Genomic DNA, 17,724 nt, shown 5'->3' with positions numbered 1-17,724 from the left:
GTGGATGATGGCAGCCAATCCATAGCGGGACAAGTGCCGTGAACTTCAGCTTCCACCGCTCGGTCGACCGTATCCGAGAGGCCTCGCAGTTTCTGCCCGGCGGCGTGAGCAGCAATTTTCGCCTGGGAATTGCGCCGACGCCGCTCGTCTTCGACCATGCCGAAGGCCCTTTCCTGCACGACGTCGACGGCAACCGCCTGATCGACTATTACCTCGGCATGGGGCCGATGATCCTCGGCCATCGGCCCGAGCCGGTGGTCGAGGCCGTGCGCCGGCAGCTCGAGCGCGGCATTCTCTTCGGCGGCCAGAGCGAGGTGGAGTTCGAGGCGGCCGAGCTCGTCTGCGGCATGCTTCCCTGCGCCGAGCGCGTGCGTTTCAGCTCCTCCGGCACCGAGGCGGTGCAGGCGGCGCTCCGGCTCGCGCGCGCCGTCACCGGCCGCGGCACCATCGTCAAGTTCGAAGGCCATTATCACGGCTGGCTCGACAATATTCTGTGGAGCGTCGCGCCCACCCCCGACGGCATGGGCGCGGAGCGGACGCCGGTGCCGCAGGCGGGCACGGCCGGGCAGGACGCGCATGCCGGCCAGCTCATCGAGGTGCTGTCCTGGAACCGGCTCGACCTCGTCGAGGACCGGCTCGGGCGTGGCGACGTCGCCGCCGTCATCATGGAGCCGGCGATGTGCAACACCGGCGCGATCTTCCCGGAGCCCGGCTATCTCGAAGGCGTGCGCGCCGCGTGCCGCAAGGCCGGGACGATCCTGATCTTCGACGAGGTCATCACCGGCTTCCGCGTCGGTCCGGGCGGCACGCAGGCGCGGCTCGGCGTGACGCCCGACCTCACCATCTTCGGCAAGGCGGTGGCGAACGGCTTCCCCGTCGCCGGCCTCGCCGGGTCCGCCGCGCTCATGGACGAGTTCGCGACCGGCAGGAAGGTGATGCACGGCGGCACCTACAATTCTCAAGCCATCACCATGGCGGCGACGGTGGCGACGTTGAGATCGCTGCAGGCGCCGGGCACCTATGAGCAGCTCGAGCGGCAGGGACATCGGCTCATGACGGGCGTCGCGGCCGCGCTGCGCGACGCCGGCCTCTCCGCCACCGTCACCGGCTTTCCGCAGATCTTCCATGTCGGCTTCGGGCTGACGAGCCCGCCGCGCAACTTCCGCGATATTATCGGCGTGGACCGCGCCGGCTATGTGCGGCTGACGACGCGGCTGCTGCAGCACGGCGTCCGCGTGCTCGAGCGCGGCGCCTGGTTCATTTCGACGACGCATGGCGACGCGGTGATCGACGAGACGATCGACGGCGTCAGGGCGTCGCTCGCCGGCCTTTGAACGATGCCGGCGCGGGAGCACCATCGCATGCGCATCGCCATCGCCTCGCTCATGCAGGAGAGCAACAGCTTCTCGCCCCTGCCGACCACCCTGGCGACCTTCGAGAGCTACTACCTCCATCGCGGCGACGAGATCCTGACCGGATACGGCGACGCCCGCACCGAGGTGCCGGGCTTTCTCGCCGTGCTCGCGGAGGCCGGCGTCGAGCCAGTGTCGCTCCTCGCCGCCTATGCCGCGGCGAGCGGCACGGTGACGCGCGCCGCCTTCGATGCGCTCGTCGGCGAGATGGAGGAGCGGCTGCGCGCAGCCGGTCCCGTCGACGGGCTTCTGCTGGCGCTCCACGGTGCGCTCGTGGTCGAGGACCAGCCAGACGGCGACGGCGAGATCATCGCCCGGATGCGTGACATCCTGCCGCCGGGCACGCCGATCGGCGTCAGCCTCGACCTTCACGGCCATATCACGCCGCTGATGCTGCAGCCGGACGTCTTCCATATCGGCTATCGCGCGTACCCGCATATCGACATGTTCGAGACGGGCGAGCGCACGGCCCGTCTGCTGGTCGACGTCGTCGCGGGACGCCGGCCCATGCCGGCCATGGCGCTTGCCAAGCGCCCCCTCCTGGTCAGCCCGGTCTGCACCCGCACGACCGACGGACCGTTCCGCCCGATCGCGCTGGCCGCACGGGCGATGGAGCAGTCGGGCGCGGTCATCCACGCCGCTCTCTTCCCCGTACAGCCCTGGATCGACGTGCCCGATCTCGGCTTCGCCGCGCTGGTCTGCGCCGACGATCCGGCGGCCGCCGGCGAGGCGGCGGAGAGCCTAGCGGAGACGATGTGGCAGCATCGGGCCGACTTCTTCCCCGAGCTGACGCCGCTCGACCAGGCGATCCGCATCGGCCTGGCGGGACCGGGAATGACGCTGGTCAGCGATGCCGGCGATGCTCCGACCGGCGGCTCGGCGGCCGACAGTCCGGCCGTGCTGGAGGCGCTGATCGCCGGCGGCGCCGACAAGTCCGCGCGGCTGTCCTATCTCACGCTCTGCGATCCCCCGGCCGTCGCGGCGGCCGCGCAAGCCGGGGTCGGCGCAGCCGTCAGGCTCCCGGTCGGCCACGCCTTTTCGCATGTCGAGGGGCTGCCGGTCACGATCGTCGGCATGGTCCTGCACCTCTCCGACGGTCGCTACCGGATGACCGATGGCGGGCCCAACGGCCTCGAGCTCTGCATGGGGCCGACCGCGGTGATCGCCATCGGGGGCATCCGCCTGCTCGTCCGCAGCCAGCCTTCCATGGAATGGGACAAGGCGATGTACGTCTCGCAGGGCCTGCCGCTCGAGGATGCCGCCCTCGTCTTCGTGAAGTCGCCCTCGCATTTTCGCCAGAGCTTCGGCCCGGCGGCGGCGCGCATCCTGGTCGCGAACACGCCCGGACCGACTGCGCCCGACATGCGCCGCATCCCCTTCACCAGGGCGACCCGGCCGCTCTATCCGCTCGACCCGATCTGACGCCGCGCGCCGGGGACCCCCGATGAAGCTCACCATCGTTGCCACGCCGCCGACCGAGAAGCGCCTGCGCGCCCTCAAGCAGCTCGGCGCGGACTATGCCGTCCACTACGACATGCACGGCCTGCCGGACGACCGCGACGCCCTTCGCGCCCTGCGCGACCACTATGCCCGATACGGCCTGCCCTGGAGAATCGCCGAATCCGGGCCGGCCATCGACCGCATCGTGCTCGGCAAGGAGGGCGCGGCCGAGCAGACCGAGCGCTACAAGCGGATCATCGGCCATCTCGGCGCGCTCGGCGTCGAGGTGATCGCCTACAACTTCATGCCGCAGGTGAGCGAGGACGCGATGGTCGTGCGGACCACGTTCCAGGCGAAGGCGCGCGGCGGCGCCCCGACCAGCGGCTTCCGCCTCGCCGACGTCGGGCCGGGCACCATGCCGCATGGCGAGACGCCGATCCCCCGCGAGCGGATGTGGGAGAACCTCGAGCGCTTCCTGCGCGCGGTCCTGCCGGCGGCCGAGGCGGCGGGCGTGAAGCTTGCCATGCATCCGGACGATCCGCCGCTCTCGCCGCTCTGCGGGCTCGAGCGGATCATGGACCGGCAGGAGAGCTTCGACCGGCTGCTGGCCTTCTCGCCCAGCCCGGCCAATGCCCTGACCTTCTGCGTCGGGTGCTTCGCCGAGATGGGTGCCGACATCGTCGGCCTCGTCGAGCGCTATCAGGGTCGCATCGCCTATGTTCATGTCCGCGACATTTCGGGAACGCTGACCGACTTCATCGAGACCTTTCCGGACGAGGGCCAGACGGACCTCGTCGCCATCTTCCGCAAGCTGCATGAGATCGGATTCGACGGATACGTCCGCAGCGACCACGCGCCGCTCCTCGCCACCGACGAGAGCGATTCGCCGGAAGGCTACGGCATGCAGGGCCATATCTTCGCCATCGGCTATCTCCGCGGCCTCGATCGGGCGACGGCCGAGGTCCGGAGCGCCCGTCGATGACGGGGACGGCCCGGAGCTTCGACTACATCATCGTCGGCGGCGGCAGCGCGGGGTGCGTCGCCGCTTCGCGCCTCGTCGGCGAATTCGGCGCACGCGTGCTGCTGCTCGAGGCCGGCGGCCAGTACGGCGCCTTCATCCTGCGCGCACCGGCCGGCTTCAGCCGGATCCTCGGCGGCTCGCGCTACCTCACCCAGCACCACACCGTGCCGCAGGAGCAGCTCGGCGGGCGCGTGCAGGTCATCCCCCAGGGCCATGTGCTCGGCGGCGGCAGCAGCATCAATGCACAGGGCTATATGCGCGGCCGCGCCGCCGACTATGACGCCTGGGGCGCGATCGCCAGGACCGACCTCTGGTCCTGGGCGACGATCCTGCCGCATTTCACGCGGATGGAGCGCAATCAGCGCTTCAACAACCGCTTCCACGGCGCAAGCGGCGCGCTCGAGGTGTCCTATCCCGGCTTCACCTGCGAGATGAGCCATCTCTACGTCAAGGCGGTGCAGGCGCTGGGGATGCCCTTCACGCCGGACTTCAACCAGGGGGATCCGTCCGGGGTCGGCTATGTCCAGGTGACCGCGGCGAACGGCCGGCGCTGCAGCGCGGTCGACGCCTTCATCGCGCCGCTCGCCGGGGATGACCGGCTGACGATCGTCACCGGCGCCCGGGTCGACCGCATCATCATCGAGAACGATCGCGCCGTCGGCGTCGACTATGCCCTGGACGGGCGGAGCCTCACGGCCCGCGCCGATGGCGAGGTGCTGCTCGCCGCCGGCGCCTTCGTCTCCCCGAAGCTGCTGATGCTCTCGGGCATCGGCCCGGCGGACGCGCTGCGCAGGCTCGGCATCGCCGTCAAGGCGAACCTGCCGGGCGTCGGGCGCAACCTGCAGGACCATGCCGGAGCGCCCCTCGCTGCGCGGACGGTCGGCTCCCTCGGCTATTTCAGGCAGGACCGCGGCGTCCGCATGATCCTGAACGGCCTTCAATATGTCCTGTTCGGATCGGGGCGCGTGGCCACCAACGGCGTCGAGGCCTGCTCCTATCACGTGCCCGAGGACGGCACCGGCGATCCGGTCGTCCAGATCTGGTGCGTGCCGAAGACGAGCTACATCGACAAGGATGTGCGCGGCGTGCCCGACATCGACGGCATCACGCTGCACGCCGTGCTGCTGCGGCCGCGCTCGACCGGCTGGGTCAGGCTGCGCTCCGCCGATCCCGCCGACGCGCCGCTCGTCAATCCGAACTATCTCGGCCATCCCGACGACATCCGCCATCTGCGCGAGGGCCTGCGCACCGCGCGCGAGATCCTCGCCCAGGCGCCGCTTCGCGAGATCGTGCGCGAGGAGATCCTGCCCGGGGCCGCCGAAACGGATGATGCCGCGCTCGACGCGCATATCCGGCGCACCGTGAAGACCGACTACCACCCGGTCGGCACCTGCCGGATGGGCAGCGACGATGATCCCGACGCCGTGCTGACGCCGGATCTCAAGGTGCGCGGCATCGCCGGCCTGCGCGTCGTCGACGCCTCCGCCATGCCGAAGCTCGTCTCCGCCAACACCAACGCCCCGACCATGGCGCTGTCCGACCGCGCCGTCTCGCTCATGCGCGGCCTTCCCTGATCGCCGGGCGCCGTGCGAAACATCTATTTCTCACAACGAACCAGCCCTGGCTCGAGCGCGCTGCGCTCGCGGTGCGGACACCCATCCGGGCCGGACCATGACGACGATGAAACCGATGAACCGGGATCGCGGATTCCCCTGTTGACGCCGCCCGCGTCGGCAGCGGCGAGATCGCGCCCGCGGCTCCGGACCATTCGGCCCGGGCCGGGATCACGGCCCGGGCGAGGCGCGCGCCGCCGCTCGGCCGCGGGTGCCGGTCTCGACCAGCGAGCGCCAGAACGTCTCGAACGAGCGCCGGTGCAGGTCGTCGGCCATGGCCAGCAGCGTCGCGTCCAGGCCGATGATCCGGATCGGCCCGGCCGCGCTCTCCCGGATCGTGCGCTCGCTGGCATAGGGCCCGGGAATGCTGCGGATCGCCGGCAGGTTGCCGTCGCGCGTCAGCACGGTCTGGCCTTGCTCCGACAGCAGGAAGTCGAGGAACAGCTCGGCCGAGCGGGGCTCGCGCGCGCCCCGGGGGATGAGCGCGACGCGCATCAGTGCGAAGGTATAGTCGACGGGGTAGACGATCTCGATGTCGGCGCCGGCAGCCTTCCAGCCCGCCGCATAGGAGCCGAGCACGTTGAAGGCGATCGCCGAGCGGCCGGCGGCAACCTCCTGCAGGATCTCCAGCGACGAGGCGAAGGTCGAGAGCCCGTTCTGCGCCGAGCGGCCGATGAAGGCGGCGAACTGGCTGTTGGTCGCCAGGTCCATGTTGGCGACGAGGTAGCCGACGCCGCTGGTCAGCGGGTCATAGGTGGCGATCCGCCGGGTCGGCGCGGCTTCGAGATAGTCGAGAAGGGCGGCACGGCTGGACGGCGGCCTGCCGTCGGGAAAGAGCCGGCGGTTGGCGACGAACACCAGGGGCTCGAAGGTGAAGCCGAAAGCCTCGTCGGCAAAGCGCGCCCAGTCCGGCAGCGCCCTGGTCTGCTCGGAGCGATAGGGCCGGGCCAGCCCGTCATTGACCGCCTTGAACTGCCGGTCGACCGCGGAGCTGATGACGAGGTCCGGCGGCGGCGTCAGCGTGCCCTGCCGCAGGCCCTCGTCCAGGGGGATCGACTCATATTCGTGATACTCGACCGTGATCTGCGGATGCAGCTTGCGGAAGGCCTCGATCACCGGGCGGAAGGTCGCGGTGTCGGTCACCCCGGCAATGGTCAGCGATTGGGCCGCGGCCGGCACCGGGCCGGCCAGCAGCAGAAGGATGAGGGCGATCCGTCGCAGCATCGCCCTCACCCCTTGGCGTCGCGACGCAGCGTGATCTCGGCGGCGAGGCCCCCGCCCGCGCGGTCACGCAGGGCGAGCTGCCCGCCATGCGCGGCCACGACCCGCGCCACGATCGCGAGGCCGAGCCCGCTGCCGACGGGCGCCCGCGCCGCATCGCCGCGCTCGAACCGGCCGAGCACGCGCGGGCGATCGGCCGCGCGGATGCCGGGACCGCGATCGGCGACGGTGAGGACCAGCCCGTCCCCGGCCGCCCCGGCGATGGAGACGTCGATCGGCGCCGCCGGCGGCGCATATTTCATCGCATTGTCGATCAGGTTGCGCAGCGCCTCGGCGAGCGAGCCGGCATCGGCCCGGACCATGGGATCGACGACGTCGTCCTCGACATAGAGGCGGATCGCATGGGCACCGGCGCCGCCGACGAGGTCGTTGATCACCTCGGCGGCGAGGTGGACGAGGTCGACCGGCTCCTTGGGTGTCGATTCCAGGCGGTTCGAGACGCTGGCGTCGCTGAGGAGCTGGTCGACGATGCGGGCGGCGAGGCGGACATTGCGGTCGATGCGGCCGAGACGTTCGGCCATCGCGCCGGAGCCGGCCTCCCGCAGGGCGAGCTCGGTCTGGCCCATCAGGCTGGCCAGCGGCGTGCGCAGCTGGTGCGCCGCGTCCGCCAGGAAGGAGCGGGTCTCGTCCAGCGAGGTCTTGAACCGGGTCAGGAGCGCATTGAGCGCGGCCTTCAGCGGCTCGACCTCGTCGGGGACGAGGTCGGCGATCGGCGAGAAATCGGTGGGGTCGCGCCCCTCGATCCGCGACTTCAGCGCCACGACCGGCTTCAGCGTGTCGGCGACGCCGAGGAGGATCAGCATCGCCGCCACGGCCGCCATGGCGAGCAGCGCCAGCAGCGTGCGGTCGGACAGCTCCGAGGTCAGCCGGTCCCGGGCCCCGGTGGTCTGCGCCACCAGCACCGTTCCCCACCGCGCCCGCACGCCCGAGGTCAGCAGCCGCCGGACCGCCACGGTCCGCACGGCGAAGCCGCGATAGTCCGCGTCGTAGAACGCCTGGTCGCGGTCCGGCCCGGGCTGCACGAAGGGCAGGTCGGCATAGCCGGTGACGGTGCGCCCGTCATCGTCGAGGAGCCGGTAGAAGACGCGGTCGTCCCGCGCCGCCGCCAGCATGGCGAAGGCGGCGGTCGGCACGTCGGCGGTGAGCCCGCCGCCGTCGAGGCGCATCGAGCCGGCGATGGTGAGCGCCGAGGCCGAGAGCAGCTGGTCGAAGGAGCGCCGCGCCGCCTCCTCCGCATAGCGCGCGAAGCCGAAGGCGATCACCGCGAGCAGGACCACGAGCGTCCCGCCGATGCGCAGGAGCAGCCGCCGGCGGATCGAGTAGGCGCTACTCACCCTCGACCTCCGCGACATAGCCGAGGCCGCGGATGGTGCGGATGGTGAACCGGCTGCCCTCCAGCTTGCGCCGCAGCCGGGAGACGTAGAGCTCGACGACGTTGAGCCCCGCCTCGTCCTCCATGCCGAACAGGCGGTCGAAGATCTGCTCCTTCGAGGCGATCCGCCCGCGGGTGGAGACGAAATATTCCAGGAGCCGGAATTCCCGGCGCCCGAGCTCGATCGGCACGCCGTCGATCGCGGCGCGCCTGGCCTTGCCGTCGAAGGTGAAGTTGCCGAACCGCACCGAGGAGGCGGCGAGCCCGTTCAGCCGCCGCATCAGCGCGTTCAGCCGCGCGTCGAGCTCGCGCAGGTCGAAGGGCTTCAGCAGGTAGTCGTCGGCGCCGAGCTCGAAATGCGCCAGCTTGTCCTCCATCAGCGCCCGCGCGGTCATCACCAGGACCGGGGTCGTGTCCCGGCGCCGGCGCAGGTCCTTCAGGAGCTCGGTGCCGCTGAGGTCGGGAATGCCGAGGTCGAGCAGGATGGCGTCATAGGCCTGCGCGCGCAGGAAGGCCTCCGCGTCCGGGCCGGTCCGCGCCCAGTCGACGGCATGGCCCTCGGTCAGGAAATGCTGGAACAGCGCCTGCCCGAGATCTTCCGTATCCTCGACGAGCAAGATGCGCATGGCCCCCCGAGCGGCCGGTCGGCGATAGGTTGGTGACAGGTTCGAAGGCTAGAAGCCGCCTCGGCCGACGACAAGATCGGCCTTTCGAGGAGGAAAGCGATGGTCCATTTCATCGAAAAAGCCAAGGCCGCAGCGATCGTCTCCGGCATCCTGCTGGCCGGCCCGGCCCTTGCGGCCGAGGCGCCCGCCGGCTATCCCGCCTCCTACCAGGCCCTGGTCGACGCCGCGGTGAAGGAGGGCAAGGTCACGGTCTATTCGACCACGGACGCGGCCCAGGCCGCCGTGCTGGTCAAGGATTTCGAGGCGGCCTTCCCCGGCATCAAGGTCGAGTACACCGACCTCAACTCCACCGAGCTCTACAACCGCCTGATCGCCGAGGTCGCCTCCGGCCAGGGCACGGCCGACGTCACCTGGTCCTCCGCCCCGGACCTGCAGATCAAGCTGGCGGCCGACGGCTACGCCGCCACCTACGAATCGCCCGAGGCCAACGCCCTGCCGGCCTGGGCGAACTACAAGAACACCGTCTACGCCACGACGGCCGAGCCGGTGACCTTCGTCTACAACAAGCGCCTGCTGCCGGCCGACAGCGTGCCGACCTCGCACGCGGACCTGCTGCAGATCGTCCAGGGCAAGACGGACGCGCTGAAGGAGAAGATCGCCGCCTACGATCCCGAGCGTTCGGGCGTCGGCTTCTACTTCTTCAACCAGGACGAGAAGGCCGACAAGGATGCCTGGGCGCTGAACAAGGCCTTCGGCAAGGCCTCGATCAAGCTCTACACCTCGGCCGGCGCCATGATCGAGAAGGTGACGTCCGGCGAGCACCTGATGGCCTACGGCATCTTCGGCTCCTATGCCCTGGCGCGCCAGGCCAAGGACCCCAATCTCGGCATCGTCTATCCCAAGGACTACACGCTGCTCACCAGCCGCGCCGTCTCGGTGCCCGAGCAGGCCAAGAACCCCAATGCCGGCCGCGTCTTCGCCGACTATCTCCTGTCGAAGCGCGCCCAGACCATCATCGCCAACGACGCCAAGCTCTATGCCGTGCGCGAGGATGTCGACGGGCCGGCGACGACCAAGACGGTCGAGGCGGCCGCCGGCGACGTCACCCGAGCCATCGCCCTCGACGACTCGCTGCTCGACGGCCTCGATCAGGTCAAGCGCCTGCGCTTCCTGAAGGACTGGCAGAAGGCGATGAAGGGCGAGTGAGCCGCCGGCTCGCCGCCTGAACGGTGCCGGCCGCCGCGCGGCGGCGGGTCCCTCCGATCCCTTCCCGACACCGGCGGCGCCCGCCGCCGCGCCGGAACCCATGCGGCCGCACCGGTCATCGGCGCCGGCCCATCGCTCCGGGCCCGCGGCCGCGGCCGCACCGACGGATCCAACGCCATGACAGCCAACCCGCTGACTTTCCGGACCTTCAGGATCACGACGCTGCTCCTGACGGCGCTCGTCGTCCTCGCCCCGGTCGTCCTCATCCTCTACCAGAGCTTCCTGTCCGGGCCGTTCTTCCAGCCCCGCACCCACCTGACGCTCTCGGCCTACCAGTTCGTCTGGGAGGACGACGACTTCTGGCAGGCCTTCTCGACCTCGGCCCTGATCGCGCTGGTCATGACGGCGATCGCCGTGCCGATCGGCGTCGGCCTCGCCTTCCTGATCACCCGCACCGACATTCCCGGCCGCCGCATCCTGGAGCCGCTGGTGCTGGTGCCGGTGTTCATGTCGGCGGTGGTCCTGTCCTTCGGCTATGTCGTGACGCTGGGGCCGGTCGGCTTCGTCTCGATCGCCGCCAAGAGCCTCCTCGGCTTCGTGCCCTGGCGGCTCTATTCCGTCGCCTCGATCGCCGTCATCGCCGGCCTGACCCATGTGCCGCACGTCTATCTCTATGCCTCGGCAGCGCTGCGCAATCTCGGCTCCGACATCGAGGAGGCGGCGCGCGTCGCCGGCGCCGGGCCCTGGCGGGTCGCCTTCACCGTCAGCCTGCCGATGATCCTGCCGATCGTGCTCTATGCCGCCGTGCTGATCTTCTTCCTCGGCTTCGAGCTCTTCGGCCTGCCGCTGGTCCTCGGCGATCCGCAGGGCGTGCTGGTGCTCTCCACCTATCTCTACAAGCTCACCAACAAGCTCGGCGTGCCGTCCTACCAGCTGATGGCCGTTGTCGTGGTGGCGATCATCCTCGTCGCCGTGCCGCTGATCCTGCTGCAGCGCGGCCTGATGAAGCATGCCGACCGCTATGTCTCGATGCGCGGCAAGGCCTCCCGCCACCAGAAGATCCGGCTCGGCGCCTGGCGCTGGCCGGCCTTCGCGGCGGTGGCGGCCTGGTTCGGCGTGACGGTGCTGATCCCGCTCGCCGGCATCACCCTGCGCTCCTTCGTCTCCGGCTGGGGCGAAGGCGTCGACCTCACCAGCGTCCTGACGCTCGACCATTATCGCGAGATGGCCGACTATCCCAACGTGGTGCGCGCCATCCTCAACACGCTCGGCATCGGCGTGATCGGCGGCGCCGTCGCGGTCGGCGTCTACGCGCTGATCGCCGTCGCCATGCACCGCTGGCGCTCGCCGCTCGCCCAGGCGATCGACGCCATCGCCATGGTGCCGCGCGCCATGCCGGGCATCGTGGCGGGCCTGGCCATGCTGTGGCTGTTCCTGTTCATCCGGCCGCTGTCGCCGCTGCGCGAGACCATGGTGTCGATCTGGCTCGCCTATGCCGTGGTCTGGTTCGCCTATGGCCTCAGGATGATCTCCGGCACGCTGGTGCAGATCGGCCCGGAGCTGGAGGAGGCGGGCCGCTCGGTCGGGGCGCCGCAGGGCCGCGTCGCCCGCGACATCACGCTGCCGCTCGCCCGCAACGGCCTGTTCGCGGCCTGGCTGCTGGTCTTCCTGATCTTCGCGCGCGAATATTCGACCGGTGTCTACCTGCTCGGGCCGGGAACCGAGGTGATCGGCTCGCTGATGGTCTCGCTCTGGGGCACCGGCGCCATCGACCTCGTCTCGGCGCTCGCGGTCATCAACACCCTCATCATCGTGGGAGGCCTTGCCCTCGCCATCCGTTTCGGAGTGCGCCTCAATGGCTGAAATCATCGTCGACAAGCTCAGGCTGCGCTACGGCCCGGTGGACGTGCTCAAGGGCGTATCCTTCGCCGCCGAGCGCGGCCGCATCCTGGCGCTGCTCGGCGCCTCCGGCTCGGGCAAGACCACGCTGCTGCGCGCCATCGCCGGGCTGGAGCAGCCCTATGCCGGGCGCATCGCCATGGCCGGCACGCCGCTCTACGACGCCGACAAGGGCATCGTCGTGCAGCCGGAGGCGCGCGGGCTCGGCCTGGTGTTCCAGTCCTATGCGCTCTGGCCGCACAAGACGGTGGCGGAGAATGTCGGCTACCCCCTGAAGCTGCGCAACGTCGCCCGCGCCGACATCGAGCGGCGCGTCGGCCAGGCGCTTTCGGGCATCGGCCTCGGCGCGCTCGCCGAGCGCTATCCGCACCAGCTCTCCGGCGGCCAGCAGCAGCGCGTCGCCCTCGCCCGCGCGCTGGTCTACGAGCCGAAGATGATCCTCCTCGACGAGCCGCTCTCCAACCTCGACGCCAAGCTGCGCGAGGAGGCGCGCGTCTGGCTCCGGCAATTGATCAACGCGCTGGGGCTGACTGCGATCTGCGTCACCCACGACCAGGTCGAGGCCATGGCGCTCGCCGACCGCATCCTCCTGCTCAACGGCGGCCAGATCGAGCAGGACGGCAGCCCGCGCGACATCTACGAGCGGCCGGCCAGCCTGTTCGCGGCGGAATTCATGGGCTCGAACAACCGGTTCGACGCCAAGGTGGTGCGGGTGGAGGGCGAGACCGCCGTGGTCGCGATCGCCGGGCAGGAGCTCCGGGGCCGCAGCCAGGCGGCGGTCAAGCCGGGGGATGCCGTCGTCGCCATCGCCCGGCTCGAGCGTCTCGCCGTCAGCGACGAGGCCGGCCCCGGGCGCATCCCGGCCGACATCGTCGACACGCTCTTCCTCGGCGACCGCCAGGAGCTGGTCTGCAAGGTCGGCGAGACGGTGTTCCGCGCCTATGACACCGCCGACCGTGCCCCCGGCCCCTGCCACATCGCGATCCCCGAAAAGTCGCTCTGGATCTTCCCGGCGAAGTGACGGCCCGCCTGAGGAGCCGTCCGGAGATAGGCGAATCGACATAGAGCGTCTGCCACATGGGATCGGGCAGGACGCGACCATCGTCGATGAACGCGCAACGCTTGCCGTTCCCCTCCCCCTTGTGGGGAGGGGTAAGGGGCTGGGGGTCCATCAGGATAGAGCGCAGCGTGCGTCACAAGGCGCCCCTCTGCAGGCCGATTCACCTCACTCCGCACCACCCCCACTCCTGCCCCTCCCCGCAAGGGGGAGGGGATTGGCCGACGTCGCGTTCGACGCGACTATTCTCCGGCGCGCCGCCTCAGCGCTCGTCCGTCTGCGCCTCGACCACGGCGATCGCCGTCATGTTGACGACGCCGCGGGCGGTGACCGCGTTGGTCAGGATATGCGCGGGCTTGGCGCCGCCGATCAGGATCGGGCCGACCGGCAGCGCGTCGGCCAGCATGCGGGTGAGCTGATAGGCGATGTTGGCCGCGTCGAGATTGGGCATGACCAGCACATTGGCCTCGCCCGTCAGCCGCGACTCGCTGAGCTTGAGCTCGCGCACCGCCGGCGACAGCGCGCTGTCGGCCTGCATCTCGCCGTCGGCCTCGAGGTCCGGGCGCTTGTCCATCAGGATCTGGAGGGCGCGGCGCATCTTGCGGGCGGAGTCGGTGTCGTAGGAGCCGAAATCGCCGTGCGACAACAGGGCGATCTTCGGCGTCAGGCCGAAGCGCTTCACATGCTCGGCCGCCAGGATCGCCATCTCGGCGACGTCCTCGGCTGAAGGATCGGGCGTCACCTGGGTGTCGCAGATGAAGAAGGCGCCCTTGCTGGTGATGACCAGCGACAGGGCCGAGAAGCACTGGATGCCGGGCGCCAGGCCGACGATCAGCCGGACGTCCCGGAGGTGGCGCATGAAGCCGCCTTCGAGCCCGCAGATCATCGCATCCGCATCGCCGCGCCGGAGGGCCAGCGCCGCGATCACCGTGTTGTTCGAGCGCACGATGGTGCGCGCCCGCTCCGGCGTGATGCCCCTGCGGCCGCCGAGGTCGTGGTAGAGCGTCCAATAGTCCTTGTAGCGCGGGTCGTCGCCGGGATCGATCACCTCGAAGTCGCGGCCCGGCCGGATGGTGAGGCCGAAGCGCTGGATGCGGCTCTCGATCACCGAGGGGCGACCGATCAGGATCGGCTTGGCCAGCCCCTCCTCCAGCACCACCTGCGCGGCGCGCAGCACGCGCTCGTCCTCGCCCTCGGCATAGACCACGCGCCTGGGCGCAGCCTTCGCCGCGGTGAACAGCGGCTTCATGATGAAGCCGGAGCGGAAGACGAAGCGGGTCAGGCTCTCGGCATAGACGGCGAGATCCTCGATCGGCCGGGTGGCGACACCCGATTCCATCCCCGCCTTGGCCACCGCCGGGGCGATGCGCAGGATCAGGCGGGGATCGAAGGGCGAGGGAATGAGCGAATCCGGGCCGAAGCGCGGCGCCTCGCCGCCATAGGCCTTGGCCACCACGTCGGACGGCGTCTCACGGGCGAGCGCGGCGATGGCCTCGACCGCCGCGTGCTTCATCGCCTCGTTGATGGTGGTGGCGCCGCAGTCGAGCGCGCCGCGGAAGATGTAGGGGAAGCACAGGACATTGTTGACCTGGTTCGGGAAGTCCGACCGCCCGGTGCAGATCAGCGCGTCCGGGCGCACCGCGCGCGCCGCGTCCGGCATGATCTCGGGGAACGGGTTGGCGAGCGCCAGGATCAGCGGCCGCTCGGCCATGCGCGCCACCATCTCCGGCTTCAGCACGCCGCCGGCGGACAGGCCGAGGAACACGTCGGCGCCGCCGATGATGTCGTCGAGCGTGCGGGCCGCCGTGTCCTGGGCATAGGGCTCCTTCCAGGGGTCCATCAGCTCAGGCCGGCCCTTGTAGACCACGCCCTTGATGTCGGAGACGAAGATGTTCTCGCGCCGGGCGCCGAGCGACACCAGGAGGTTGAGGCAGGCGAGCGCCGCCGCCCCCGCCCCGGAGGCGACGATCTTCACCGCATCGATGCGCTTGCCCGAGAGCTCCAGCGCATTGCGCACCGCCGCGCCGACGATGATGGCGGTGCCGTGCTGGTCGTCGTGGAACACCGGGATCTTCATGGTCTCGCGCAGGCGGCGCTCGACCTCGAAGCATTCCGGCGCCTTGATGTCCTCCAGGTTGATGCCGCCGAAGGTCGGCTCCAGCGCCGCGACCACGGTGACGATCTCGTCCACCGTCTTGGGCGCGATCTCGATGTCGAACACGTCGATGCCGGCGAATTTCTTGAACAGCACCGCCTTGCCTTCCATGACCGGCTTGGAGGCGAGCGGGCCGATATCGCCGAGCCCGAGCACGGCCGTGCCGTTCGAGACCACGGCGACCAGGTTCTGGCGGGCGGTCAGATTGGCCGCCTCGGCCGGGTCGGCGGCGATCGCCTCGCAGGCGGCGGCGACGCCCGGCGAATAGGCCAGCGCCAGGTCGCGCTGGTTGCCGAGCGGCTTGGTCGGGACGATCTCCAGCTTCCCGGGCTTGGGCAGGCGGTGATAGACCAGCGCGCCCGAGCGCAGGTCGTCGGAGATGGTGGAGCTCATGCTGGCGGCCCGCTGGTCGTTCCGAAGATGGGCGCATCCTTACAGAACCGCCGCCGCCGAGGGCAACGGAATTCAGCCCTGCGGCCGGCGCAGCCCTCCGCCGGCCGCGCCCATCGAAGCGGGGCCCCCCGCAGGCGCCCGCTCGTCCCCGCCGCCGGCCGTTACCGAGGCTCCATGACCGCGCCTGACGTGGCAACAAAAGGCTTGCAATCGCGAAAGTATCAAATATCAATACTAATTATCGAATGACGATCATAAAGACCCACGAGGCGGTCGGTCGTCGGTGATATCAAGCCTGCGACAGAGGGGACCCATGACCACCGGCACGACCGAATTGGAGGGCAAGACCGCCGTGATCACCGGCGGCGTGAAGGGCCTGGGCCTGGCCATATCGCGGCTGCTGGCCGAGCGTGGTGCGACCGTGGCCCTGATCGACATCGACGAGGCGGGCCTCGAGACGGCCGTCTCGAGTCTCGGCGGCCGGGGCCGGGCGCACGGCGTCGCCGGCGACATCCGCCGCCGGGCCGACGCCCATCGCGCCTTCGGCGAAGCGGCGGAACGGCTCGGCGGCGTCGACATCCTGGTCAACAATGCCGGCGTCTATCCGCGCAAGCCGATCCTGGAGATCGACGACGAGACCTGGGACTACGTGTTCGACGTCAATCTCAGGGCGATGTTCCACATGACGGTCGCGGCGGCCCGGCACATGCAGCCGCGCCGGGCCGGCCGGATCGTCTCGATCGCCTCGATCGATGCCTACATCCCCTATGCGAAGAACGCGCACTACGCCGCAGCCAAGGCCGGCGTCATCAGCTTCACCAAGTCCTTCGCCCAGGAGCTGGCGCCGGAGGGCATCCTGGTCAACGCGGTGTCGCCCGGGCCGATCGACACGCCGAACCTTCGCCAGCTCGGCATCTACGAGGACCTCGCCCGCTCCACCCCGCTCGGCCGCGTGGCCGCGCCGGAGGACATCGCCGAGGTGGTCGGCTTCCTCGCCGGCCCCCGCAACCGCTACATGACCGGCGAGACCGTCATCGCCAGCGGGGGCATCCTGATGGCGTGACGTCGAAGATGCGGGCCAGCCGTCGCCAGAAGCAGCGGCCCGCGGCAGGCGCAGGATCTGCGCCTGCAATGCAACCATCCACAGAAGGGGAAATCCGATGGTCGACCACATTGCTCCGCAACCGCCGAGCGCTCGCCGATACACTCTCAGCCGCCGCAGCCTGCTCACCGGCGTCGCCGCCGGGCTTGCCGGCGCGGCGATCGGCGCGCCCGCCGTGCTGCGCGCCCAGCCCTCGACGATGACCGTTCCCAATTCCGGCGGCGCGCTGGAGGAGGCCTACAAGCCGGCCTATTTCGATACGTTCAAGGCCAAGACCGGCATCCAGATCCTCGGCGCGCCCTACATGGACGCCGCCCGCGTCAAGGCGATGGTCGAGAACAACGCCGTCGATGTCGACGTCCTCAACATCGACGCGACCGAGGCCGCGGCGCTGGCCAGGCTCGGCCTGCTGGAGCCGATCGACTACGGCGTCATCGACAAGTCCGTGCTGCTGCCGCAGGCCGCCCGCGAGCACTACCTCCTCGCCGACGTCGCCGCCTATGTCATGGCCTGGAACACCCGCAGCTTCGACGCGCAGTCCCGCCCGAAGGACTGGGCGGAATTCTTCGACGCCAAGGCCAAGCCGGGGCAGCGCAGCCTGTGGAAGCTGGCGCCCCAGACGCTGGAAGTGGCGGCGATGGGCCTCGGCCAGGCGCGCGACAAGCTCTATCCGATCGACCTCGACCGCGCCTTCAAGGGCCTCGACACCATCAAGCCGGACCTGACCTGGTGGACCTCCGGCGCGCAGGGCGCCCAATTGCTGATCGCCGGCGAGGTCGACGTCGGCACCACCTGGAACGGACGCCTGTTCAAGGCCAAGAAGGACGGCGCCCCGGTCGACTACACCTTCGACAACGCCCTCTATGTCTGCGACGCCATGGTCATTCCCAAGGGAGCGCGCAACAAGAAGCTGGCCATGGAGTTCCTGGCCAACATGATGGACGCCCAGAACCAGGCGACCTTCTCCAAGTCGATTCCCTACGGCCCCGTGAACACCAAGGCCTTCGAGCTGCTCGACCCGGCCGAGCGCGCCCTGCTGCCGAACTCGCCGGAGAACGGCAAGACGGCCGTGTTCCAGGACTTCGACTACTGGGCGGAGTCCGGGCCAAAGGTCTTCGACCGCTTCAACGCCTGGCTGCTCGGCTGA

Annotated in this window: 13 protein-coding genes; 9 read left to right on the top strand and 4 right to left on the bottom strand. The window is 70.0% G+C overall.

The window, feature by feature from the left end:
- Positions 1-38: 38 nt before the first annotated feature.
- The 4 genes from QO011_RS06885 to QO011_RS06870 are packed head-to-tail and all read left to right on the top strand — an operon-like array spanning position 39 to position 5,447.
- Positions 39-1,334: an aspartate aminotransferase family protein gene (locus QO011_RS06885; protein WP_307269531.1), complete on the top strand. Its 1,296-nt coding sequence runs from the start codon at positions 39-41 to the stop codon at positions 1,332-1,334.
- A 27-nt stretch (positions 1,335-1,361) separates the two neighbouring features.
- Positions 1,362-2,834 carry a M81 family metallopeptidase gene (locus tag QO011_RS06880; protein ID WP_307269529.1) on the top strand — a complete coding sequence of 491 codons (1,473 nt, stop codon included), beginning with the start codon at positions 1,362-1,364 and terminating at the stop codon, positions 2,832-2,834.
- A 22-nt stretch (positions 2,835-2,856) separates the two neighbouring features.
- Positions 2,857-3,834 (top strand): mannonate dehydratase, encoded by a 978-nt coding sequence (locus QO011_RS06875; RefSeq protein ID WP_307269527.1) that lies wholly within the window; start codon positions 2,857-2,859, stop codon positions 3,832-3,834.
- On the top strand, positions 3,831-5,447 hold the full coding sequence (locus QO011_RS06870) for a GMC family oxidoreductase (protein WP_307269524.1): 1,617 nt from the start codon (positions 3,831-3,833) through the stop codon (positions 5,445-5,447). Before QO011_RS06875 ends, QO011_RS06870 begins: the two co-directional genes overlap by 4 nt.
- 210 nt (positions 5,448-5,657) lie before the next feature.
- Here the strand turns inward: QO011_RS06870 and QO011_RS06865 are convergent, their stop codons facing one another.
- The 3 genes from QO011_RS06865 to QO011_RS06855 are packed head-to-tail and all read right to left on the bottom strand — an operon-like array spanning position 5,658 to position 8,765.
- Positions 5,658-6,710, bottom strand: coding sequence for an ABC transporter substrate-binding protein (locus QO011_RS06865; protein ID WP_307269522.1), 1,053 nt, complete (start codon positions 6,708-6,710; stop codon positions 5,658-5,660).
- Positions 6,711-6,715: 5 nt separating this feature from the next.
- A complete protein-coding gene (locus QO011_RS06860; RefSeq protein ID WP_307269520.1) occupies positions 6,716-8,101 on the bottom strand; it encodes a sensor histidine kinase in 1,386 nt (461 codons plus the stop codon).
- On the bottom strand, positions 8,094-8,765 hold the full coding sequence (locus tag QO011_RS06855) for a response regulator transcription factor (RefSeq protein WP_307269518.1): 672 nt from the start codon (positions 8,763-8,765) through the stop codon (positions 8,094-8,096). The genes QO011_RS06860 and QO011_RS06855 overlap by 8 nt, the downstream gene beginning before the upstream one ends.
- A gap of 99 nt (positions 8,766-8,864) precedes the next feature.
- Here QO011_RS06855 and QO011_RS06850 point away from each other — a divergent pair, with 99 nt between their 5' ends.
- From QO011_RS06850 to QO011_RS06840, 3 genes are all read left to right on the top strand, one after another.
- Positions 8,865-9,971, top strand: a complete 1,107-nt coding sequence (locus QO011_RS06850; RefSeq protein ID WP_307269514.1) for an ABC transporter substrate-binding protein — start codon at positions 8,865-8,867, stop codon at positions 9,969-9,971.
- A gap of 177 nt (positions 9,972-10,148) precedes the next feature.
- Positions 10,149-11,834, top strand: a complete 1,686-nt coding sequence (locus QO011_RS06845) for an ABC transporter permease (RefSeq protein ID WP_307269512.1) — start codon at positions 10,149-10,151, stop codon at positions 11,832-11,834.
- Positions 11,827-12,891: an ABC transporter ATP-binding protein gene (locus QO011_RS06840; protein ID WP_307269510.1), complete on the top strand. Its 1,065-nt coding sequence runs from the start codon at positions 11,827-11,829 to the stop codon at positions 12,889-12,891. Before QO011_RS06845 ends, QO011_RS06840 begins: the two co-directional genes overlap by 8 nt.
- A 298-nt stretch (positions 12,892-13,189) precedes the next feature.
- Here QO011_RS06840 and QO011_RS06835 read toward each other — a convergent pair whose 3' ends face one another.
- A complete protein-coding gene (locus QO011_RS06835) occupies positions 13,190-15,475 on the bottom strand; it encodes an NADP-dependent malic enzyme (protein WP_307269508.1) in 2,286 nt (761 codons plus the stop codon).
- Between the two features lie 313 nt (positions 15,476-15,788).
- Here QO011_RS06835 and QO011_RS06830 point away from each other — a divergent pair, with 313 nt between their 5' ends.
- Together QO011_RS06830 and QO011_RS06825 are read left to right on the top strand one after the other, a co-directional pair.
- The gene (locus QO011_RS06830; RefSeq protein ID WP_307269505.1) at positions 15,789-16,538 is read left to right on the top strand and encodes an SDR family NAD(P)-dependent oxidoreductase; all 750 of its coding nucleotides are present in this window, start codon (positions 15,789-15,791) and stop codon (positions 16,536-16,538) included.
- Positions 16,539-16,635: 97 nt separating this feature from the next.
- Complete coding sequence (locus tag QO011_RS06825) at positions 16,636-17,724, top strand: ABC transporter substrate-binding protein (RefSeq protein WP_307269503.1); 1,089 nt, start codon at positions 16,636-16,638, stop codon at positions 17,722-17,724.

The organism is Labrys wisconsinensis, from assembly GCF_030814995.1.
Classification (GTDB): Bacteria; Pseudomonadota; Alphaproteobacteria; order Rhizobiales; family Labraceae; genus Labrys; species Labrys wisconsinensis.
This window is presented reverse-complemented; position numbering and strand designations above follow the sequence as displayed.

Coding starts and splice junctions, on each gene's coding strand:
- QO011_RS06880 (WP_307269529.1), top strand. CDS start 1,362: ATGCGCATCGCCATCGCCTCGCTCATGCAGGAGAGCAACAGCTTCTCG.
- QO011_RS06875 (WP_307269527.1), top strand. CDS start 2,857: ATGAAGCTCACCATCGTTGCCACGCCGCCGACCGAGAAGCGCCTGCGC.
- QO011_RS06870 (WP_307269524.1), top strand. CDS start 3,831: ATGACGGGGACGGCCCGGAGCTTCGACTACATCATCGTCGGCGGCGGC.
- QO011_RS06865 (WP_307269522.1), bottom strand. CDS start 6,710: ATGCTGCGACGGATCGCCCTCATCCTTCTGCTGCTGGCCGGCCCGGTG.
- QO011_RS06855 (WP_307269518.1), bottom strand. CDS start 8,765: ATGCGCATCTTGCTCGTCGAGGATACGGAAGATCTCGGGCAGGCGCTG.
- QO011_RS06850 (WP_307269514.1), top strand. CDS start 8,865: ATGGTCCATTTCATCGAAAAAGCCAAGGCCGCAGCGATCGTCTCCGGC.
- QO011_RS06845 (WP_307269512.1), top strand. CDS start 10,149: ATGACAGCCAACCCGCTGACTTTCCGGACCTTCAGGATCACGACGCTG.
- QO011_RS06840 (WP_307269510.1), top strand. CDS start 11,827: ATGGCTGAAATCATCGTCGACAAGCTCAGGCTGCGCTACGGCCCGGTG.
- QO011_RS06835 (WP_307269508.1), bottom strand. CDS start 15,475: ATGAGCTCCACCATCTCCGACGACCTGCGCTCGGGCGCGCTGGTCTAT.
- QO011_RS06830 (WP_307269505.1), top strand. CDS start 15,789: ATGACCACCGGCACGACCGAATTGGAGGGCAAGACCGCCGTGATCACC.
- QO011_RS06825 (WP_307269503.1), top strand. CDS start 16,636: ATGGTCGACCACATTGCTCCGCAACCGCCGAGCGCTCGCCGATACACT.